This window comes from Actinosynnema sp. NPDC004786, from assembly GCF_053601135.1.
This window is the reverse complement of sequence record NZ_JBSGBG010000116.1, coordinates 1-1,622: the sequence shown is the minus strand read 5'-3', so window position 1 is coordinate 1,622 and position 1,622 is coordinate 1. Positions and strand designations below refer to the sequence as shown.

Annotated in this window: 2 protein-coding genes; both read left to right on the top strand. The window is 72.9% G+C overall.

Annotated elements, in window-relative coordinates:
- The first annotated feature begins 4 nt into the window (after window positions 1-4).
- Complete coding sequence (locus ACWEFJ_RS39215) at window positions 5-130, top strand: cellulose binding domain-containing protein (RefSeq protein WP_449716919.1); 126 nt, start codon at window positions 5-7, stop codon at window positions 128-130.
- A 32-nt stretch (window positions 131-162) separates the two neighbouring features.
- On the top strand, window positions 163-1,179 hold the full coding sequence (locus ACWEFJ_RS39210) for a LacI family DNA-binding transcriptional regulator (RefSeq protein ID WP_449716918.1): 1,017 nt from the start codon (window positions 163-165) through the stop codon (window positions 1,177-1,179).
- Window positions 1,180-1,622 lie beyond the last annotated feature (443 nt).

Here is a 1,622-nt window from a genome sequence, read left to right as displayed (position 1 = left end):
GAACGTGTCGTACAACGGCACGATCGCGCCGGGGGCGTCGGTGAGCATCGGGTTCCAGGCCAACCACACCGGCAACACCGCCGAACCCACCTCGTACTCGCTCAACGGCGCCCCCTGCGGCACCGCCTGACCCGCGCGGGACACCTCGCCGAAGGGACGCTCGTGGACAACAGGACCTTCGGCGCGCCCGCGATGTCGGACGTCGCCCGGCTGGCGGGCGTCTCGCACCAGACGGTGTCGCGGGTGCTCAACCGGCACCCGTACGTCCGGGAGCAGACGCGGCTGCGGGTCCAGGCGGCGATCGACCAACTGGGCTACCGGCCCAACCGGGTGGCTCGCGCCCTGGTGACGGGCCGGTCGCAGCTGATCGGCGTGGTGGCGCAGAACTCCACCCTGTACGGCCCGATCTCGCTGCTGGCGGCGTTCGAGCAGGCGGCGGCCGAGGTGAGGTTCGTGGTGACCGCGCACCGGGTGAACGCGTCGGACCGCGAGTCCATCGCGCGGGCGCTGGAGCGGCACCACGAGCAGCGGGTGGCGGGCATCGTGGTGATCGCCCCCACCGCGTCGGTGAGCGACGCGATCGACGCCGTGCCGCCCGGTGTGCCGCTGGTGGTGGTGGACGGCGACCCGGAGCGGCCGACCCCGCTGGTGACCGCGGACCAGGAGGCGGGCGCCTTCGCCGCGACCCGCCACCTGGTCGAGGCGGGCCACCGCGCGGTGTGGCACGTCTCCGGCCCGCCGGACTGGTTCGACAGCGCGGGCCGCGTGCGCGGCTGGCGGGCGGCGCTGGAGGCCGCCGGCCTCCCCGTCCCGCCGCCGGTGCCGGCCGACTGGAGCGCGGCGTCGGGGTACCGGGCGGGGCTGGAGCTGGCGCGCGACCCCGAGGTGACCGCCGTCTTCGCGGCCAACGACCACCTGGCGCTCGGCATCCTGCGTGCGATGAGCGAGCGGGGCCGGCGCGTGCCACAGGACGTGAGCGTGGTCGGCTTCGACGACGTGCCCGAGGCCGGCTACCTGATCCCGCCGCTCACCACCGTCCGGCCGGACTTCGCGGCGGTGGCGCGTGAGACGCTGGACCTGTTGTTGGCCCAGGTCGGCGGCGGCGAGGCGGGCCGGCAGCGGCGGACCATCGTGCCGACCCTGGTCGAACGCGGCAGCGTGGGACCGCCGCCGAACTGAATGTTTGCGCTAACACACCGGTACTGGCACGACTCGATGTTTGTCGATGCGAAGACCGCGATCCCTGCTCAAGTTAGCGCTCACAACTTTAGCATCGCCGCACGTTGACTGGTTCGTCCCGTGCCGGCTAGATTGGCCCGAAAGTGAAAGCGCTTTTCGCGCAACTTTCGAAAACCCTCTCGGCCGGGCACTTCCGCCGCGGCCGTTCGTCAACGACGACGATGGGGACAGCGATGCGATCGCCTCCTGCGCCGTGCGCGTCCGACGCGCGCCGCCCCCGGATCCTCCCTGATCGGCGACGCGCCCCCGGTGCCGTCGAGCGCCCGCGTCCCGGTCGTCCGGCGCCACCCGCTCACCCGCCGCCACACCACCCACCGGCAGAAAGAGTGACTGATGATCTTGCGTAGGGTTCTCGGACCCGTGGCGGCCGCGGTGCTCCTCAC